This window comes from Pedobacter sp. Leaf194, from assembly GCF_001423945.1.
Lineage (GTDB): Bacteria > Bacteroidota > Bacteroidia > Sphingobacteriales > Sphingobacteriaceae > Pedobacter.
The window spans coordinates 61,343-78,827 of sequence record NZ_LMPU01000001.1; the positions used below are offsets into that span (position 1 = coordinate 61,343).

Below are 17,485 nucleotides of genomic sequence, written 5' to 3' on the forward strand. Positions count from 1 at the left end.
ATGGCAATCACAAATTTTAGCGAATCGGTAAAAACCGCATTGCATATCGCCCAGTCGTTAGCAAAAGAATACGGCAACAAGACGTTTTCTGCGGCGCATTTACTCAAGGGATTAATGCATAAAGATGTTGGGTTGAGGTCTTTCATTACCTCAATAGGCAAGGATGAAGAATACATCAGTGAGTGGGCCGAAGTGAGGATTGATGAACAACCAAAATCATCTGGTTATAGTGACGAGGTGACGGGTGCCCCGGAAATTGCAACCATTTTTGAGGAGGCCGATAACGTACGCATAAAACTTGGCCTGGATTTGATTACACCAGTATGCGTGCTAACCGCATTGGCAAAACCCGGTGTTGGTTTCCAGGTAGATCAGCTGAAATCTTTTCCAATAAAAGAGAAGGAAATATTGGAGTTGTATGTAAAAGATGAAGAAATTGCGAGAGCAGTTGCACCAGATGCGCATGCTAACAATGCTGAAAAAAAGGCTACAAATAATGCGCTTTTGAAATACTGTATAGACAGGTTACAAATGGTTAGAGATGGCAAAACTGATTCGATAATTGGCCGCGACCGGGAAACAAGGATGATGATGGAAATTCTTTGTCGCCGTACAAAGCCAAACGTAATTCTTACTGGTGATGCCGGTGTGGGTAAAACTGCGCTTGTTGATGGCTTTGCGATTGATATCGTGAACCAGTCTGTACCAGAAAGCCTCAAATCAGTTCAATTATATGAGCTTGACCTGGGCGCTCTCATTGCCGGCGCATCTTACAAAGGCGAGATAGAAGACCGGTTGAAGAATATTATTAAAGAGATTAAACAGTTCGAAAAGGCAGTGCTTTTTATCGACGAAATTCATACCCTGCTGGATAGTAAAGGACCATTGGGCGCTGGAATTGGAAATCTTTTGAAACCCGAACTTGCACGGGGCGAAATAACGGTAATAGGTGCCACAACAATTGACGAATACCGGAAGATTATTGAGCCGGAACAGGCATTTAGCAGACGGTTTGAAGTACTTCAGGTGAATGAACCAAACGAGGAGAGCACCATAAAAATGCTCCAAAAGCTAGCCGTGAAATACGAAGAACACCATGGCTTAAGCATAGACCCTGAGGCGATGGAAGAGTGTGTGAGGTTGGCAAAACGCTACATGAAAGATAGAAGGCTTCCGGATTCTGCTTTCGACCTACTTGACCGCACTATGGCAGCCATGAAAATGATGAACGACACTTCTGACCTGGTCATATCAACACTGGAACATGACCTGGAAGATTTGAGAACAGATGAAGAGGTGCAAAATAAATATAAGGACTACAAATGGCTCTACTCCTTATTGCAGAATAAACTGAGTCCTGTTTTGCTGGGAAGGTTAACCGACGAAACGCAAACAGATGCCTTCGAAACTGCTGAAGAATATCAGGAATATATTCAGAAAAGCCTTGCTGAGCTTAAAACTTTCGCACTCGAGAAAAGCGAACGCATCACTAAGCAAGACATTGCATCGATAGTTGCATACAAAACCGGCATCCCAATGGGCAAACTTCAGGCCGGTGAAAAGGAAAAACTGCTCAACATGGAGCAGTACCTGAAAAAACGTGTCGTTGGCCAGGATCAGGCGCTTAAAGCAGTTTCTGATGCGATCTTAGAATCACGAAGCGGATTAAATAAAAAGGGCCAGCCGATTGGATCTTTTTTTCTGTTGGGGCCTACAGGAACCGGCAAAACCGAACTGGCAAAATCAATTGCCGAATTTTTGTTTAACGATGAAAAGGCGATGATCAGGTTTGACATGTCGGAGTTTAAAGAAGAACACAGCGCAGCACTCCTGTACGGAGCGCCTCCGGGCTATGTTGGATACGAAGAAGGCGGATTACTGGTGAATAAAATCAGGCAACAGCCATATTCGGTGTTGTTGTTTGATGAAATTGAGAAAGCGCATCCATCGGTGTTCGATACTTTTCTACAAATTCTTGATGAAGGCCATATGCACGACCGGTTGGGAAAAGAAGGCGATTTCAGCAACTCACTTATTCTGTTTACCTCGAACATTGGCAGTGAGTGGATTGCAGAACAGATAGGAAAAGGAATTATTCCTGCTTCAAATCAACTAATGGAGGTAATGGCTGGTCATTTCCGGCCAGAATTTTTAGCCAGAATTTCAGAAATTGTTCCATTCGCCCCGATAAATGAAAGTAATGTCATACGGATTTTCGAAATCCAGCTGAACAGCTTGATTCAGTCTCTGAACAAACTCGGTATCGAATTTGAAATCTCGGATGATGCCAAAAAGATGATTGCGCTTGATGGCTTTACGCCGAAATACGGTGCAAGGCAGCTATCGGCAGTTATCAGAAATTTATTGAGGAGGCCGATATCAAAATACATTATTTCAGGCGAATTAAAGAAAGGTTCGACGATAAAAGTAAGCAAACAACCCACTGAAAATCAGCTAAGCTGGGAAATTATAGAGCCCGCAGATGCACCATTAGAACAAAAATTGAGTTAATGCGTTAAACTACTATATTTACAATAAAAAATAAATCATCACCCTAAATCAGCATATTATGTTTAATTATGAAATTGGTGGAAATGAGCGAAAAATTGACACCTCAGAAGCTTTCGCGGAAATCGCCCACAACAAAACACTCTTCGTACAGAAGCTGACCGACAACGAACCTATCAAACCAGAAAAGGTTGAGGGCTTGAAAACCGTAAAAGACGTATTTGAACATTACAAACCTAATGTAAAGGTTGCCTTTGAAAAGGAAGATGGCTCTACCGTTTCGGAAACAATCAGCTTCAATGATTTGAGCGATTTTGGCGTTAAAAATATCATTAGCCAGAGCAATTACCTCACTAATGTAAACATTGAGCGGGAAATGTCGCTTAATGTTATCAAGCAACTTAAATCCAATAAAACTTTAAAAGCTACACTAGACGACGAAGAAACCAAGTCGGCATTCATCAGTGCTTTGAAGAATTTTGTAGATGAATTGGAGCAAAATAAATAATTAAACGCCTAGAAAAGATGTCAAACCCTCAAGAACTACAATCAGAACAAAATAATACCTCGGCTGGCTTTAAACCGGCAGAGGGAAAAACCATAGAAAAAACATCCCTTAAGGATAATCTCGAAAAACTGGCGAGAGTTGGAGGTTTCGACCTGCTAGAAGCCACGGTTGATGGTCTCCAGAACCTTAACCCGGAAAGAAAAGCCAGAAAGCAGATCTTTCTTACGGGTGATGAGAAAAAGAAAGAACGCGAAGAACTGAAAAAGAAAATTCAGCTTTGGATTGACGTACTCGAAGCTTCAACATCAGTTTCTGATATGGTAGAAAAAAGTACGCAAAAGCTTAATTCTGCTGAAGAAAACCTAAACAAGAACATTGGTACTGCATTGGAAAGCACCAGAGAGCTTGAGCAGGCTTATCGCTCGGTACATTTGTTTTATAAAAACACAGAATCTGATAAACTTAAAAATGTTGTGCTTTTGAACGCGTCTATGGATCAGATAAAAGATTTAGACAATCCGCGTTTCATTGAGTATGTAGACGATGAGTTGAAACAGAACTATGATCGATTGGATCTCCGCAACAACTACTCTTTAATGGTGGTACCTGGTTATATGGGATCAAACAAAGTGGTAGAAAGATGGGGTAAAATTGCACACAGCAATAAAGCCATGCTGGTAACAGACTTTGCAGATTTGGATCAGCCGGATGATGTATTAGACCTTTTCACTGCTGCAAATTTTACCGGAGCAGATGCGTTCAGGTCGAATGTTATCATGACCTGTAACTGGCTTGTTGGCCGCGGAAAGGTAGCAGAAGTTGGTGAAGAAGATGATTTAACTGTTCCAGGCTCGGCAGCTTTGGCCGGTAAAATGTATTACACGCTAATGTCGCAGGTTACCGCTGGTAAAAAACACGGCGCCATTAATGAGGTTGACGGCGTTAAGTTTGACCTTAAAAAGAGCGAAATTTCACACCTGGAAAGAGTTGGACTTGTACCAATGGTAAATGAATATGGCAAGGTGATGGCCTTCTCGGCAAAAACTTTGTTTAATGGCGACAACGTTGGTTTGCAAACCTATTCGGTAGTTCGTGTATTTGACTACGTTACAAAAGTGTTGTTTGATTTTCTGAACAGAAGAGCATTTGAAAACTGGACTTCGAAAACTGAACAGGATTTGAGGGGACAAATTGTGAAGTTCCTGGATGGTATTCAAGGTGCAGACCGCTTAATCGAGCGTTTCAAGATTATGAGATTTGAACGCGATGAACAGCAAAAAGACAGGATTCATCTTGACATTCACATAACACCGTATTTTCCTGCAAAAAGTTTTGTTGTAAAGCTTGATGGGCATAAGGGTGAAGATGAAAGCACTACCTGGGCATCTGAATACAACCAGCAATAAAAATCTAATCTCAATAAATAAAATAAGAACCTGACCCTTCCCGGTCGGGTTTTTTTCGTTTATGATACTTCGAGTTAACAAAATCTTTATAATTTTGTAACACATCTCCCGCCTCAAATCTAACACCAAAGAATAATGAAGCAAGTACTTATCCTAAATGGGGATATAGATAAGACGGTATCGACAGGGTTTTTAATTAATGCCTACACAACGGGCGCTAAAAATGCTGGTGCAACGGTGAGGGAAATTGCCATTATTGATCTTATTTTTAACTCGAATAAGCTTTTCAATAACAGGCAGATTGCAGAACTTGAACCTGATTTGCAAAAAGCGCTGAGCGCCATCAGGCAGAGCAACCATATTGTTCTTTTCTGCCCGGTATATGTAGATCATATTCCTACAAAAATTAAAGGTTTTTTTGACCGCCTTTTTATGCCCGATCAGATTTTTAATGCACAGCAGCAGAAAATAGATAATAATTTCAGCGGTAAATCTGCACGGATTATTTCTATTTTAGATGAGGAAACGTTCAAAGACTGGAAAGCAAGCAAAAAAACGACTTACCTCTCCATCAAGAAAAACACTTTCGAAAAGTGCCGAATTAGTCCTGTGCTTACCAACACAATCGGCCAGCTTCACTCCCTTGATAACCATTACAGCAAAAAATGGGTTACCAAGATGGAAAAGTTTGGTGCACAGCTAATTTAGTGTTGTCTGTTTAGCTGGAATAAGCACTGTAGCTTAAAGCAACAAACTGCCCAAATTTCCCACACATTTCAAATCATCTCAATACAGGCAGGTAACTGAGATAATTTTGTTACAAAAAGACCAAGTCGCACCCAACGGCTAAAACATCGCTTTCCATTTTATTCTGGCTGCCTTTTCACTTTTATAAACATAATCGGAGTAAGCTTTTCAGCTTTATGTGTTTGTGTGCCATAGCATTTGGCTTGATATTTGGTTAAAATATAAACGGTAGCGGAGGCTACTTAAATCAATTTATTAACCTTTAAATTTTAAAACTATGGCTTTCAAAGCTAGATTAAATTTTTCGGGCAAGGAGTACGATGTGCTTCACTGCGCCTATGCGTTAAACCGTGATGTAGATGCTAAGGGAAGACCTTCTTCCGGAGTCTATGGCGGAACCATCGATGTTGAAATCGAATCAACAGAAGACACCTCAATTATCGAGGCTATGGTAAACAACCAGTACAAACCAATTACAGGAACCCTTTTGATTAAAAAATCTGAGGAAGATGCCAAAATGAAAGAGGTCAGTTTTCAGGACGGTTACATTGTTAAATATTCCGAAGGAATTAACATTGTGGGCGATCATCCGATGACGCTGAAATTTCAAATCTCTGCGAGAGAGCTGAAACTTGGAAATGCAGTACATGTTAACGACTGGCCGAAAGCCTAATCATTTCACAGGATTTCACAACTGTTTTTAATTCAGAACCGAAATCTTTCTGCGTAAGTTAAAACATTATTTCTTTCAATCATTTAAAAAAATTATCATGGCATTTAAAACCAGATTAACGTTGGGCTCAAAAGAATTTGATGTCCTGCAATGCAGCTTTTCATTAAACAGAGATGTTGACGCAAAAGGCCGTCCATCATCAGGTGTTTATGGTGGTACAATTAATATCGAAATTGAATCAACTGAAGATACATCAGTTATTGAATCAATGGTTAATAATCAATATAAGCCACAATCGGGAACGATTATTTTCAAAAAAGGCGAAGAAGATGCCAAAATGAAGGAACTTACCTTCGAAGATGGCTACATCATCCAATATAATGAGGGTATTGCGGTTAATGACAATACGCCAATGACGTTAAGCTTCGTAGTGTCTGCACGTACGCTAAAACTAGGAAATGCACACCACGAAAACGACTGGCCAAAAGCATAGTCCTTTTCGGAATACATTTTCAATTACATGCGGCCGGTTTTCTGGCTGCATGTAACTATCAGTATTGAATTGTATAGACGATACTGTACTTAAGACTTAGCGATTTAATTTTATACGATTTCACAGTATTTAATTATTAAACCCTTAAGACAAAATATTCTGTTTTACGCAAGATTTTCCAGGACGCTCCAAAATCATTTACTTAACATATACTAAGGAGAATTGGTTCAATGTCCTTTTTAATATTCCTGCGGATTGAATGTTTTTATTAATGGCGGTTGCTATGATCAAGACTCAAAACCAATATGGAAAAGAAACTGACAGCAGAAATCAATATAGAGGATAAGGAGATTACGCATTTCGCCTCTTTTAGTCTTCACCAGGCTTTTAACGACCACCACTATTTTGAGCTGCGTTTTAATCATGATCAAATGGGAGCGCCCGGATTGATCAGTTTGGATGATAGCAGAGATTTTGTTGGCAAAACCCTTACGGCATCTTTTGGTCATTCGCCAGAGGGTATGCAAAACTTCATTGGTCTGGTATCAAAAGTCGAACTCTCACAAAGCCATGGCTACCATGGGGTACTTATTGTTAGTGGCTATAGCCCTACAATACTAATTGACCGCGGGCCTGATTTAGGCTCGTATTTAGATAAAGACCTTAACGAAATTGTTAAGCTGGCCACTAAAGATACTCCGGCAAACGACTTGAAAGTTGTAGCGAACGCTTCAAGAACGACGCCAATCGATTATATTATCCAGTACCGCGAAAGCGATTTTGGATTTCTTAACCGCTTATCAGCAGAATACCATGAATGGTTTTTTTATGATGGCAAACAGCTGAATTTTGGAAAACCTGAACGGCAAAAGGAAATAGCGCTTTTTTACGGAAGAGATGTGCAGGAAATGCAATATGCTATGGAAATAGCGCCTATAAAAAACAGGAGGTTTTCATATAACCCAAAACAAAACGAAATGCTCGTTAGTGAGAGCACCGGAAAAGTTGACGGAACGCCCGACCTAACCCACGCCATCAAAGCATCTAACCTTACCTATAGCAAAACATTTAATCAGCCCGCTTTAATTCGAGTAGATAGTGGGGAAGATATAAAAAACCTTGTAGACAATGAGGAAAAGGCAAATACAAGTGAATTATTAAAAGTAACAGCAAAAGGCGACAATGCGGGGCTTAGTATTGGCAGCGTTGCTGAGATTACCATGAGCCTTAGAAAGGAACTTTCTTTCACAACCGAAAGTTTAGGTAAGTTTCTGATTACCGATATCAAGCATTATATCGATGAAAATGGAAAGTACCACAACACATTTGAAGGAAAAATTTCCACTACAGAACGTTTACTGGTAAGGAAGCCTGAGAAACCTCAGCCTGACATGCAGCTGGCAGACGTTATCGACAATAACGACCCCCAAGGCCAGGGAAGAATTAAGGTTCAGTTTAAATGGGAATGCATGACCAACGATGTGACAGAATGGTTGCGGGTAGTTAGCCCTAGTGCAGGGAACGGAGAGCGGGGAACAAACCGCGGATATTTCGCTGTACCGGAAATTGACGATCAGGTAATGGTTGCTTTCGAAGAAGGCAATATCGCCCGTCCAGTGGTTATAGGAAGCGTTTTTCATAGTTCGAGCGTGGATAGTAGCCCGCTGATTAAAAATAACCTCAAAAGTATTATTACCAGAAGTGGCCATTTGGTGGAGTTTGATGACGACCCTACCACGCAGGGAATAAAAATTACGGATATGCATAGTAACATCATTCATATCGATACTAAAGGAAACAACATTACCATTACCGCACTCGAAAATATGAGACTTAACTGCAAGAACATGCAGATTAATGTAGAAGAGAACATGGATATCCAGGTTGGAAAAGATCAGAGTTCGAGCATTGGCAATAGTCAGAGCACTTCTGTTAGTAAAGACATTGCGATAACTGCGGGTAATAATTATTCATTAAGTGCAACGGGCGACATTCAGGAAAATTCTGACAACCGGAAAGAAACGGTGTCAAAAGACTTTATGCGGCAGTCAGACTCTTCAAATGAACTTGCTAACGCAATCACGATGTTCAGCCAGTCGGAAAATATGACGCTGCAAAGTGGTAAAACCGTTGAGGTAAACAGTGCCGAAAAATCCAAAATGTTCTAGGTATGGCTATTCAGAAAACGAGCACAAACATGCGGGTACGCGTCCGCTCAGCTTATGAACTTGCTGTGGATGGAACGATGCAAAAAGTGGCTAATAAGATCAATGTAGAGGCGAGGCGGGACAACCTCACCTTAGCCAGCAATAAAAAAGTTGTAGGACAAGGCGGAAAATCGAGTTGAAATGGAGAATGTAAAATTCGGCGATTACAGTCCGACTGAAGAACCCAAAGATTCAACGCAATACGTTTATTATACCCGGCAAGGTGAATACCTTGGCGGAATAGCTGGTAGTGCGAAAATTTTTACAACAACTAAAGAAAAATACGACCAGGCTGTAGCGGCTAAAGACTTTGAAACCGTAAACGACGAATCGCAGTTGTTGAAGTATAACGATAAACCAATTACCCATTCAGATTTTCGCTACATCGCCTACATTATTAGCCACGAATCGGGTGATGAAGATATAAAAGAATTAAGGTGTGTGGCTTTTGCAAGCTACAACCGTTCGGTTACCACAAAGAAAACCTGGAGGGCATTGCTGGCATCCGGCTACTCTTCTGTACCGAATAAAATCGAGCTTCCGGATGGTAACGGAAACAAATCGAAATTGGCCAGATATGCGGTAATGGATGTGTTGAGGGGAATTGAGGATTTAACAAACGGTGCTGAGTTTTGGGATGGCACTGACTTTCTTGCCTGGGGAAATTCTGAACAGAATCCTTACAACAAACTTGGGCAGAATAAATTTGATGAATACAATTTTATTGAAATACCAAAAGATATTTATGATGATTTTGTGGCGGCGCAGGGCTCAACTACAACAACTTATGGAGATTCGGGCAATCATGATTTGAAAAAGGATGCCGGCACACACGAACACATAAAAGTAAAGGATAAGAAAGGAAACGAGAAAGCGAAGATTCGCTATGCAATTCCGGCGGCAGATTTTACCGACCAGCAGTACTGGACGAGTGGTAGTTTCTACTATGAAACCGGGGCAAAAAAAACAAATGGAATTTCGGCTACCATTACGGCCGGAAAGAGTATATTCTGGAAAATTACACCAACACGTTTAACAGCAGCGGCACCTGCTACACCTTAAAATGATAAGAATTGTACATATAACCGCCCTAAGCCTGCTTATCGTTTTTAGCTCGGCCATGCAGCAGAAGAAAAATTCTGCCATGGCTAGCAACGGCACTTTGTTAACGAAAACGGTGAAATCAACATCGGCTGCGGGCAGCGAAACGAGCACCAGCAGGATTCTGTATACATCATCCGCATCCGGTGATCAGTATTCTGCTTATACCTTTGCAAACGGAGCAATATCTGATGCCATTGGCTACCGTTTTGCCAATACCGGAGCCGGACTTTTCTTCATATCTGAGCGTTTATTTTCTGGTCAAAACGAAGCGGATAGCCTCCAAATCGCTTTTAATGATGCAAAGTGTGCCGTTCGCATCGGCAAAACTGACCAATACACGCTCTTCCCAGCAAGCTATAGCCAGTTTAAACAAGATATCAATGCAAAACACAAAATCCTAAGCCTGGTAAGTTTGCTTGAAGATAATATCGGTGATTACCCAATAGAAGGTTTGCTTCCACTGAACATGGTTTCTTCGAGAGTTAAACCAGGGGTCAAAACTAAATACGCACAGGTTAATACGTTAAGAAGTCAGGCCGACAATGCCAGGGATAACTGGAGCTGTAACTATGCGTACGATAAAGCGGGCAAAATACTTTCTGTAAAAGCGCTTAACAAGGAGGAAGTACGTTTTTCTAAAACCTTAACCTACAAACCGGAAAATCTAGTTCTAAAATCGTACAGAAATATAGAAGACAGGCAAATTACAGAGCGGACAATGGTTGTAAATTCACAGAAAGCAGGAAAATATCGTTGGACTGACAAAGTGCTCGAAACTGGAAAAAACCTGGAGACTACGCTTGTAACAGAAATTTCTTCAAGAGATGTCAACGTAAAAAAAGCCAGAATGTCTCAAGCAGAGGTATTAAATTTTTTTAAGACGAAATGATGGAAGCTACCGACTCTTTCACAAAACACAGGGCCCAGCGGGCGCTCCGGTTGAAATGGCTTCCGGGAACGGCGCTACGGTATGGTGTGCGTATAGATTTTGGTTTGGAGGAGAGCAGTAATGAGGTAAAGTATGAAGTGCTCGTAACCCGTTTGAAGCCTTCAGCAGATAACGAGCAGCTTTTTCAGATAGAACGCATCAGCGATGTTTACGTAAATGAAATTATTCCTGACCTTATTGCTGACCGCCTGAGTTACGAAGCGGGAAAAGTTTTTTACCCTTTAATAATTTCAGTAAATAATAACGGAGGTTTCGAATCGGTTTTTAACCATAGCGACATTTTGAGACGGTGGAAAAAAGTTAAGGCAGCGATACAACAATACTTCGATGGCGAACTTGCAGAGGAGTATATGGCAAACATGGAGAAACTCTTGCTTATGCCTGTCACGATTACTAACGCATTTGCGAGAAATGATTGGTTCATTAACACATTTTTTAAACCGATTTACAAGGTTTACGAGGCTGATAAACCAGAAGTGCTAAACTTTCCGATAATGAATGACTTCAACATTGAAGGCTATGATGTAAGCGAAACAATCGGCACAGATGATCAAAGCTTCGGAGCAATTGAAATGAAGCAACAAGGTGTTATTGCAGCGCATGACGTTGACCGGCAAAAAGGATTATCCGGCACTTATGAGGGCAGGTACTTCTTGCACCCGTTAACCAGGCATATTATTGGTATCGTATCAGACTTCAGTGTTAAGCATTACATAAGCAACCAAGTTAAGGTTAAAATTTTTATAGTACCTGAAAACGGTAAAAGTTTTGACCACGATTTTTCTTCACAGCTACCTGATAGTGAAAATACAATTGGGGAAGCAATTATACTCGATGGCCCCCACGAAAAAAGCTTTTGGGAGCGGTTATTTAACAATTAATACTATGGCAGAAAAACATATCGTAGTACAGGGGGCGCAATGTATGTGCAAATTTGGATCGGCACCAGATAAAATAAAAGTGTTAACGCATAAGAAAGAGTACGCAAATGATCAGGCCGCAAGTTCAAAACCGATAGTTACCACTGTTGATATTGGCGCAACTTTCGAAAAAAACACATTTGGCTCTTGTTCTAAAATGAACAACAGGCCTTGCAACGCTGTGGTTTCCAAGTGGTCGGGATTTTATGAGAAAACTGTGCTGTCTAACAACGGAAAAATATTGCTGGAAGATAGCAAGGCAACCTGCCCGGTTGGTGGACCCGATTGTATAGAAATTGTTCATCATGGCCAAAAATCAGAACCATCTAAACAGAATGTTAACAATTCCAATAAAGATGTACAGGCGCAGCTTAATCCAATGTCGGATTCGCTCATTGCGACAGCAACAAACTTTGAAGGAACTGAAGTTGGTGTAAAATTATAAGCTATGGCAAAAGGAATCAAAAAAATAGTTTGGACCGGAGATGGTATAGTTTACAAAAAGGGCTCCATTCCGAATAAACTGCTGGTAACCTCGCCTGAAAAATTGGTCTGGTTCAAAGTGGGGGAATGGTTTGAGGGTACAAAGGAGGAGGAAAAGTCAAAGGATGTAAAATGGGCCATATTCAATAATAAGGGATACATTGACCATCAAAGAACGATTCCCGGTAACTATAAATATGGGTATAGAATTACAAGAGCACTTTGTGGCCCCTACACCTACTACATTGAAGCTTCCTTAACCGGCACATTCGATGGTAAATCGGGTATACAAATGAGGGGCGAAACGCCTGCCCGAATTACTGATAGTTGCTGGTCTAAAAATGAAGGTGGTGCGGATGTAAGAAAAACTTATCAGTTCTCTTACGGTGAAATCATTTGGCTTAAGTTATTAACCGAGGGACTCAATGGCTATAAAAATGTTGAAGTCCGTGTGTATAGAAGACTCCGTTCGGCATTTGGCTTGCTGCCTGCAGACGATGAAGTAACCCGAAAAATATATCGTGTAGAAGTTATACGTGGAGAGATTAACCTAAAAATTCCCAATACTTACTCTTGGCGTCAAAGCATGAACGATGTATCAGGTGTAGAAGAATTTTATGTAAGGGTTGTACATCCAATCACCGGAACCTACATTGAAGACAACGGTAAAGACACTGCACATGCCCGTTTTCTGAGAATTAAAGACAAAACCGTATCGCAGGTAGTGGAGATGCCACAGAACCGTACGCCGGTGACGATTTATGAGCCGGATAAGAACGCAGCAAGGTTTGAGCTTTGTAAGTTTGAGCAGATAAACATCGTTGACGAAGGGAAGACCAATCTCGTTTTTGATAACGGAGCTGGAGTTAAGAGAATACAGGATAGAAAGGAAAAGGTTGTTGAACCGATAGTTTTCAATTTTAACAGTACACAACTATCACCTGAAAGCCTGAAAAAGCTAAATAATATCTTGCAGTTTCTTCTGGAACACCGATACAGCATAATTCATTTAGATGGTTTCGCCTGTGTTATCGGAAAACAGAATTATAATAATGTGCTGTCTGAAAACAGAGCGAAAACGGTTAGAGAATTTTTCATTAAAGGCAAACTAGACCCTTTGCGCATGAAAACTGCCGGTCATGGTGAAGTAAATCCAACCGATGACAAAATGGGCCGCGACAACATCAAATACAGGGATGAGGAAAATTATAAAACTAACCGAAGGGTTGATATCTCCTTTGATTATTATGGACACAATGCCGAGACCATTATTTACCAGACAATTGGCGGCCCTACAGCCAGAAACATCAAGATTGAGCCAGTAAAATTTGAGACAAAAGCCTGTTTTGAACGTCCTCAACACACAAAGAAAATCACACTAGACAATATCTATCTTAAAAGTGATGATGTTGGCACGATTACGATACCGGCGATATCAACAATGAGCAAGGAACATCCTATGCCTTTGCATTACATCTGGCCAATGAACAATTTAACAGAATTGGGTACGTTCAGCTCTGCTAATGATTATACTATTCATTTTCATACCTGTAGGTATTATTCTGTTAGAAATAAGCCAACAGTATTGGTAAAAGTTTACCCTGATGTAAAATGGAACCTGGATTTCATGTTAAACCTGACGAATGACCTGAGTGTTAAATGGCAAAATCTGTCACCAAAAGAGCATAAAGAATTTCAGAGTAAAGCAGGTAAAGAGGGAGCCGAACGCCGGTGGAAACAGAAAGATGCGACCTTCAATTTCGGTTTGAAAGCGCAGTGGGACAAATCAGGAGAAGCTTACGGGCAGCAGGAAGAACTCAAAGCGGAGTATGAAGGAAAGTTTAAAAAGCTTTATACTATTTTTTCTTCATTTAACTCCCTGGCGGATGGCGTAACAGGCGTGACCAAAGGCGTGGTTAAAAAAAGTCTTCCGGGAGTGCCTGTGTCATTTGTAGTAAAGCCACCTAATCTTTCCTTAACAGGTGAGTGGTTTTTGAAAAAAGTTAAAAATAGCCAAAACGTACTTGAAGTAGGTACGGATGTTAAGATAACCTTGAACGCTAATCCTTTAATCGGACTTGAAGTTACCATAGACCTGCTTGGCGCAATTATTGTCGGTGTAACCGGTGTAGTTAGCGGTGGCAGCGCTGCGCCCGGTGTACTCAAGCTTTATAACCAAATCCAGGATAAGTTAAAAAAAGGCATCAGTGTAGGAAATGACGAAGTTGGCTTTAAATCGAGCGTTAACATTTATATGGATTTAATTATTACCAGTCAAATTACAGTTAATTCAACATTTAAGTTCAATACCGTTGGAAAACCTTCAGATTCCAGATTGGAGGTATGTGCAGATGCCAGGCTTAAAATTGAATTGAAAGTAGGCGTTAAAGTTAAAGGCGAAGTTTCTCTGGTTATTGTTAAGGCTCATGCATATTTCGAAGCGGCAGCATCCGGCGACGCATCTATCACATTCGGGCATAAAATTGTGTATGACGAAAAAGGATTGTATTATCGCCCCATACTCGGATTTGATGGATTGAATGCAAAGTATGTTGTATCGATCTCAGTAGGGCTGGCTAAGAAGATTGTTATCGATAAAACAAAAATTAGCGATGCGGATGATGAAGGTAAAGTCGTAATTGCACAAGGCGATTACCCTCAGGTTATCCCGAAATTTGATGTTATAGAACACTTGGAAAAATTATTTGAAACCAGCGCCAATATCCCATTAATTAAAAATTAGACATGAAACTTTTCTTATCAATCGTGATAGGTATGATTATCCTATCTTGTAAGTCGCAGACAAAAACAGACCTTCTTTCCTTAAAGCCCGACTCAGACATTTCGTCCATCGCAACGCAAGACAAAGAGCTGAAAAAGGATATGGATCCTAACCTCGGACTGGCTTCTCTCACAACAAAAAAATTAGACGGCTATGCAATCGGAGATGTAAAACTCAGCACTTATGATTACCCCAACGGAAACCTTTCGGATTACAGTAGCCTTTCGATATTTGTAAACTCAAAAGAAAAAAGTAACTACCTCGGATTTAATTACAGTTCTGTTAATCAGGACGAGACGAAGGCGATTATTGCTTATCTAAAGAAAACATACTCAACCTATCAGCAAAGTGATACCAAAGGAAGCGGAGAATCCTTTTTTTGGGATATTCCAAAACTTAATGCCTGGATTTTTACCTACCAGGCCATCTCGACAGATAAGAATAGCAAAAACTTTTTCAGCACTAATTTCATTTTGGTAAAAAAAGGAACACGAATGGAGAACAGTACCGACCCGAAAGTAATAACTATAAAAGATTATTATAGGATGATGTATCCTGACGTTGTAAAGTAAAAGACTGGCATCTAAGCAGGCGCTCCCCTAATTGTAACGGAGTTCGAATAAAGTCAAAGCAAATAAGGATTACCTATATAACCTCATTTTTATATAAAGATGAAACAACCATATTATCAGCTGGATTTCAGCGCATTGTTATGTAAATTCCAGATAAAGGTAAATGACATCGAAATTTTGTCGCTAAATCTTGATGGACAGGCTTCGACGGATATTCCCATTAATGCAGCGATATTCGGTAGCGGGAAGCAGGAGATTGAAGTGAGGGGATACCCATTAGATGGAACGACTGTCCTTAACCACGAGGCCTACATCCGTTATAAAATCGTAGAGCAGGATGTGGAAAATGATAAATTTTCCATTATAAATAGTTCTGAAAAGTATCAAACACCACAGGCTAAGCAGGGCGAGCCATTTATAATTCACAAGACCACATTCAACGCCGAGGTACCATATCAGATAGAAAATTGGGGAGGCCTTCAAAAGCTTACAAATCTGAAATCAGACTTGTATCCACCCCTATACAATGCGTATAACCACCTTATCGAAAATTCGAAAAGATCCAACCACGAAGCATTATTCTCGGCAATAAGGACGATTGAGACCCGAAATGCAAAAACAATGTATTTGGGACACGACGACTTGCAGGCCCGGGTAAAGGATATATCAGACGACCTTAATAGTGGATTCAATGTTATGGATCTGGAAAATAAATGTAAGGTTGAGTATGCTGGGGATGGCAAACTCGCCCGTCTGGTGAGAAGTGACGGAAATTCTGCACTGGCTTTTTCAAACTCGAAAACAAATGAACAACTGATATTGGATATCTGGTTCTGTTTGCCGCATGGAAAGACGAGCTTTTCTGTCTTTTAAGCTATAAATTCATCAGCATAACCATTTGTAAATCTCCTTAAAGCACTTTCTCAGTATTCAGAAAGCTAGTTTTGATTGCCAGCAATTGTAGGTCAGTTCATTATCAGGCTGAAAAACAAAAATGATCCTGAGGATAACATCTACCTGGATTTTCGATTCCAGAGGAAAAATAAAGGCGACAAATTAACAGTTAATTAAATGGCTAATCCCAAACGCAGGCAATTACAGGTTTGTGGTCCAGTTGGGCGTGCTGGTTCTAATGGAGATATTAATGACTAATCACAGAACACCTCCGTACGTCTCGTGAGGATACCCCCGGTAAAATAAAACATCTCCTAACCTGGCGCCTCCCGTAGGAGCAGACAGCAAGAACCGAAGGTTTTGCCGACCACAATGCGCGATGGGCAGAATATGTTAAAGCCATATTGTCTGCCGCTCCGCTGTCGCCTTCATTATGAGTTTTGCTTTCGCGATTACTAAGTCCTGTATTTGCATATATCTATTTTTTTACTCGTAGATTTATGCACCTGTAAAAAGGTCCGCAAATGTTTGCCAATTAGGTCGATCAGCATTTATATCTTGTTTCAGCTTGTTATAATAGCCCTGAATATCCTCATTGTAAGACCTTAACGCCTCCAAAAAGTCTGGCAATGTTTTGTTTTCCCAACTTTCAGGGTTGTCTAGAAAGTCCTTCCGCAGCATCTCAAGAAACTCAATGAAAGTTTGTCTGTCTATCACCTTAAAGTTGTTTATGGAGTCATTCATAGAAATTGCCGAAGGGTTTAGGGCTTCGCGAATTTTCAATTTAATTTGCAATCAGCCACAGCACTAACTTAATAATTAATTATTGATTTCGAATATCGATTGTCGCCTAAAAATTGCAAAGCCCCCAGTTTTAATAGCAAACTATAGTTATTAACTCTTCGTTTTTTGAGACAAAATGTTAAATATCTGGGTCAAATAATCTTATCATAAAATCACCGTTTAATGATTTGTATAACCTGCCTTTTTCATGAATTAATTTCTGCCAAATTCACGATTTCGCTTTAGCCGTTACAATTATAACGCAAAACATTGTTTGGCTAAAAATTATGAAGTGGCGTTTTATGTACGTTTCAGTAATTCCACCCTTTACTAAAAAGCTTTCTGGAAGTTTACAAGAGTAGAGAAGCAGAAACAGAAGAGATTGAGGACTTTAATGACACACATAACCAACTGTTTAAAGCCTACCTTCTAATTAATGAGTTATTGTAAGCGATA

At 40.3% G+C, this 17,485-nt stretch carries 16 protein-coding genes; 15 read left to right on the forward strand and 1 reads right to left on the reverse strand.

Going from position 1 to position 17,485, the window contains the following annotated elements; genetic code table 11:
• The 15 genes from ASG14_RS00335 (at position 1) to ASG14_RS00400 (ending at position 16,225) form a co-directional block, all read left to right on the forward strand.
• Positions 1-2,511, forward strand: coding sequence for an ATP-dependent Clp protease ATP-binding subunit (locus tag ASG14_RS00335; RefSeq protein WP_056869089.1), 2,511 nt, complete (start codon positions 1-3; stop codon positions 2,509-2,511).
• 58 nt (positions 2,512-2,569) lie between these two features.
• Complete coding sequence (locus ASG14_RS00340; protein WP_056869090.1) at positions 2,570-3,016, forward strand: hypothetical protein; 447 nt, start codon at positions 2,570-2,572, stop codon at positions 3,014-3,016.
• A gap of 17 nt (positions 3,017-3,033) precedes the next feature.
• Entirely contained in the window at positions 3,034-4,422 is a 1,389-nt protein-coding gene (locus ASG14_RS00345) for a DUF5458 family protein (protein WP_056869091.1), read from the forward strand.
• A gap of 135 nt (positions 4,423-4,557) precedes the next feature.
• On the forward strand, positions 4,558-5,130 hold the full coding sequence (locus ASG14_RS00350; RefSeq protein ID WP_056869092.1) for an NAD(P)H-dependent oxidoreductase: 573 nt from the start codon (positions 4,558-4,560) through the stop codon (positions 5,128-5,130).
• Positions 5,131-5,446: 316 nt separating this feature from the next.
• On the forward strand, positions 5,447-5,842 hold the full coding sequence (gene tssD / locus ASG14_RS00355; RefSeq protein WP_056869093.1) for a type VI secretion system tube protein TssD: 396 nt from the start codon (positions 5,447-5,449) through the stop codon (positions 5,840-5,842).
• A 97-nt stretch (positions 5,843-5,939) separates the two neighbouring features.
• Entirely contained in the window at positions 5,940-6,335 is a 396-nt protein-coding gene (gene tssD / locus ASG14_RS00360) for a type VI secretion system tube protein TssD (RefSeq protein WP_056869094.1), read from the forward strand.
• Between the two features lie 305 nt (positions 6,336-6,640).
• Positions 6,641-8,503, forward strand: coding sequence for a type VI secretion system Vgr family protein (locus ASG14_RS00365; protein WP_056869095.1), 1,863 nt, complete (start codon positions 6,641-6,643; stop codon positions 8,501-8,503).
• Between the two features lie 2 nt (positions 8,504-8,505).
• On the forward strand, positions 8,506-8,682 hold the full coding sequence (locus ASG14_RS20125) for a hypothetical protein (RefSeq protein ID WP_157274801.1): 177 nt from the start codon (positions 8,506-8,508) through the stop codon (positions 8,680-8,682).
• Between the two features lies 1 nt (position 8,683).
• On the forward strand, positions 8,684-9,604 hold the full coding sequence (locus ASG14_RS00370; RefSeq protein WP_056869096.1) for a hypothetical protein: 921 nt from the start codon (positions 8,684-8,686) through the stop codon (positions 9,602-9,604).
• A 1-nt stretch (position 9,605) separates the two neighbouring features.
• Entirely contained in the window at positions 9,606-10,535 is a 930-nt protein-coding gene (locus tag ASG14_RS00375; protein ID WP_056869097.1) for a hypothetical protein, read from the forward strand.
• Positions 10,532-11,476, forward strand: a complete 945-nt coding sequence (locus ASG14_RS00380) for a hypothetical protein (RefSeq protein WP_157274802.1) — start codon at positions 10,532-10,534, stop codon at positions 11,474-11,476. Before ASG14_RS00375 ends, ASG14_RS00380 begins: the two co-directional genes overlap by 4 nt.
• 4 nt (positions 11,477-11,480) lie before the next feature.
• Positions 11,481-11,960, forward strand: a complete 480-nt coding sequence (locus tag ASG14_RS00385) for a DUF4280 domain-containing protein (RefSeq protein WP_056869099.1) — start codon at positions 11,481-11,483, stop codon at positions 11,958-11,960.
• Between the two features lie 3 nt (positions 11,961-11,963).
• Complete coding sequence (locus ASG14_RS00390) at positions 11,964-14,741, forward strand: OmpA family protein (protein WP_056869100.1); 2,778 nt, start codon at positions 11,964-11,966, stop codon at positions 14,739-14,741.
• A 2-nt stretch (positions 14,742-14,743) separates the two neighbouring features.
• Entirely contained in the window at positions 14,744-15,352 is a 609-nt protein-coding gene (locus ASG14_RS00395; protein ID WP_157274803.1) for a hypothetical protein, read from the forward strand.
• Positions 15,353-15,451: 99 nt separating this feature from the next.
• Complete coding sequence (locus ASG14_RS00400; protein WP_056869102.1) at positions 15,452-16,225, forward strand: hypothetical protein; 774 nt, start codon at positions 15,452-15,454, stop codon at positions 16,223-16,225.
• Between the two features lie 519 nt (positions 16,226-16,744).
• Here ASG14_RS00400 and ASG14_RS00405 read toward each other — a convergent pair.
• Complete coding sequence (locus tag ASG14_RS00405) at positions 16,745-16,990, reverse strand: hypothetical protein (protein ID WP_056869103.1); 246 nt, start codon at positions 16,988-16,990, stop codon at positions 16,745-16,747.
• Positions 16,991-17,485: the final 495 nt, after the last annotated feature.